The sequence below is a fragment of the Peribacillus sp. P4_D6 genome (assembly GCF_056401795.1).
The window spans coordinates 1-3,238 of the sequence record NZ_JBFUIQ010000246.1; the positions used below are offsets into that span (position 1 = coordinate 1).

The window sequence follows — 3,238 nt, forward strand, 5'->3', positions numbered from 1 at the left end:
GATTGATTCCGGTCCCGATGACACTAAGTCCTTTTGCTTTAGCATAATCATCTATTTCCTTTGAAAGTAAAGGGTAGCGATGCCAAGGGAAGGAAAGCTGTTCACAGGTGGAAACCACTGAAAAACCGTGATCTAGCAGCTCTTTGATTTGGGGCCATACTTGTTGTGCATTGGAACCGGTTGCATGTAGGGCGATAGGGTGGTCAGCTTCAGTATTTACTTCCTGGATATGGGGAACTACACACTTGTTCGTTTCCTTTTCATCGATCAGGAAGCCAATATCCTTCCCTACCTTATCGGGGTCAATATCGACAACACCGATAATAGATTGAGGATTCGTTTGATAAGCACTGCGTAGAATTTCAATTCCGATGGGACCGAGCCCGAATACTGCGAATTCAGAATATTGGATAGTCATTCATCTCTCATCCTTTCAAATAAATTATAACAAAATGCTAACATTGAATGATAAATAATAAAAATAGTTAATTTTTATATATTTATAAAGAATCGTTATAAAAGGAAGACGGCAACCGAATGAGCGGAAGAAGAATCATTCTTCAATTTTGGGTTTACCTATCTAAGGAAACGTTGGTTGGCGGTTCAGGAATTGTATGCCTTATTCACCTCAAGCTGCAGCATAAGTTGGGGTGATGGACAGAAAACCGTCATACTATTCCCGGTTAAAACTCTTTACTTGAACGGAACTAGACTAAGAAGCGCTTCAGTCACATGGTGGACATTTTATTGCTGCAGATCATGATGTTTCAAATAATTAAGGAGATGCATTACCTAAGGTACGAGGATTTGCAGAAACATTAGCTGGTTTTATGTGATAGATGGGTAAGGTATTGTTTCGGGTTGTTTTATCGAAACTCTACCTTATTTAGTTTTGTATATAAAACTACTTTTTTCTGCTAAAAAATATTATTCGGAATATTATTGACTATTAAGAAAATTCAATATAACATTAAATATTGGTAACAATGTTTTTTATATGAAACAAAAGTTGCTGCTATCTTTTGAAAGGAGGAGTTGGTGAAGTTTGATAGCATGTTAGCCATTTTGTATCGAAAATCATGAAAGCGCATTCAAACGAGCCTATTATAAGGGGGAAATAACATGTTACAAGGTCAAAAAAGATGGTTGTACATTGCGATTCCTATTTTTTTCTTCTGGTTTTTCGGTCAGATTGATAAAGTAGGTATCTCTGTTATCCAAACCGATCCGGGATTTTTAAGTGATCTTGGTCTGACTGGCCCGGATAAAAATGCGAAAATTGGCTTGATCTCCTTTATATTCATGATTTCATACTCCTGTTCCAACATTTTTTGGGGTGTTATTATCGACAAGTTAGGGGCGCGGAAAACAGCGGTTTTAGGTTTACTGGTATGGACTGCGACAATGGTCATGGGAGGACTGTCCACTTCATACGAAATGTTTTTAATTAGTAGGGTCATCCTCGGAATCGGTGAAGGAATGATGATCCCGATATCGGGTAAATTCATATCGAATTGGTTTAATAAAAGAGAGCTTGGCAGGGCACAGTCATTCTGGATTACTGGAAACTACCTTGGCCCGGCAGTGGGTACCGTTATGCTCATCCTCATTATTTCAACATTTCATTGGCAGGCCGCGTTCTTTGCTCTCGCCGCCTTTAACTTGTTTATAAATATTCCAATGTTCCTGTATTTGGCTCGTAATACGCCTGAAGAACATCCACGCATGAGTAATGAGGAAGTCTCCTATATTCGCCAAAAGGACGAAATGCATGATGTGCAGTTGAAGCAATTCTTCGCAAAGGATTATCGTTATTGGATTGTCTGGTTTGGCAATTTGATGTCGTCCTTTCTGTTCTTTGGAATCAGTATTTGGCTTCCTACCTATCTCGTGGAGGCCAAAGGCTTTGAAAGAGATGCAATGACTGGGATTACCTCATTATCATGGCTATTCGCGCTAGGATTTGTCCTGGCTGGCGGATTTCTGGCGGACAAAACGAAACGCCCGAGCTTGCTTGCGACGATTCTTTTCATACTAACAGCAGTATTTTTGACAATCGCTGTCCTTGCACCTAGTCCTATTATGGCCGGGGTTTCAATGGGGCTCGCCATGGGAACTCAGGGAGGAATGTTTCATCTAACCAATTTCTTCATCATCAAATTTTCAACACCTGAAACAGCGGGACGCGCGGCCGGTTTAATGGGATTCACGAATATTATGGGTGGATTTTCAAGCTATATCATGGGGTGGAGCCGCGATATGTCTGGCGGTGATTTTGGTCCCTCCATTGCCATGCTGATAGTAGCAGCCACTCTGGGGTTTGTCGCGTACTTGTTTATGATTAAACAAGAAGTTACCGAAAATCACCTAAGTAATACAACAGGAAACAAAGTAACTTTATAGAGGGCAAAAAAAGTAATATCATACGTTTTTTAGAAAGGGTCTCTCAGTAAGAAGGGACGCTAGGTTCTTACTGAGAACCACAATAAATCTTGAATACTCATTGACGTGTACACAGGAATAAGGATGACCACAGCTTGATATAGTACAAGGCACATATTCCCGAACGATGGTTTCAGTTTTTTTTACACTTACATTGACAATGAAGCGATTACATTTTAGAATTGTTTATATAAAAAACATAGTTTTGTATATAAAACATTTGTTGGGGTTATGTCCTCGCTACAAGACCGTATATTTGAACTGTAACCGATCTTTGGATAACCGTTCATTATGTTTGAAAGATATCAGAAGGGGTGGAGACAATGGGCATGGCCTTAAAAGATAAAGTCGTTTTGATTACAGGGGGAGCTTCTGGAATAGGAGAAGCTGTCACACGCCGTTTTATACAAGAAGGAGCAAAAGTGAGCATTATCGGCCGCTCTAAAGAGACATTAGCGAAAATGAAAGGAGAATTTGGTGAAAACATCCTTACTTATCAGGGAGATGTAAGCAAATACGAAGACAATGAGCAAGTGGTCAAAGCTACTGTTGAGCAATTCGGAAAGTTAGATGTCTTCGTTGCGAATGCAGGCGTGTTCGATGGATTTGCCAAATTTGCCGATGTGACTCCCGAGGCGCTTTCCGAAGCGTATGATTTCCTATTCAATATTAACGTAAAAGGCTCTTTTTTCGGAGCTAAAGCTGCTCTTGAAGAACTGAAAAAAACGAATGGCAATATTATTTTTACCGTGTCCGGTGCAAGTTTTTATCCAGATGGCGGCGGTGTTTGGTATAC

General features: G+C 40.1%; 2 protein-coding genes and 1 pseudogene. 2 read left to right on the top strand and 1 reads right to left on the bottom strand.

Annotated elements, in window-relative coordinates:
* Positions 1 to 418 (bottom strand): annotated as a pseudogene (locus AC1DVB_RS26205) (hypothetical protein); the annotation flags it as partial.
* A gap of 704 nt (positions 419 to 1,122) precedes the next feature.
* On the opposite strand from AC1DVB_RS26205, the gene AC1DVB_RS26210 reads away from it, so the two are divergent.
* Positions 1,123 to 2,403, top strand: a complete 1,281-nt coding sequence (locus AC1DVB_RS26210; RefSeq protein ID WP_477591714.1) for an MFS transporter — start codon at positions 1,123 to 1,125, stop codon at positions 2,401 to 2,403.
* 362 nt (positions 2,404 to 2,765) lie between these two features.
* Positions 2,766 to 3,238 (top strand): SDR family NAD(P)-dependent oxidoreductase (locus tag AC1DVB_RS26215; protein ID WP_477591716.1); only part of this gene is annotated, 473 nt, incomplete at its 3' end.

Bases quoted from the DNA above. Each gene is read 5' to 3' on its own strand.
- AC1DVB_RS26210 (WP_477591714.1), top strand. From the start codon at position 1,123: ATGTTACAAGGTCAAAAAAGATGGTTGTACATTGCGATTCCTATTTTT.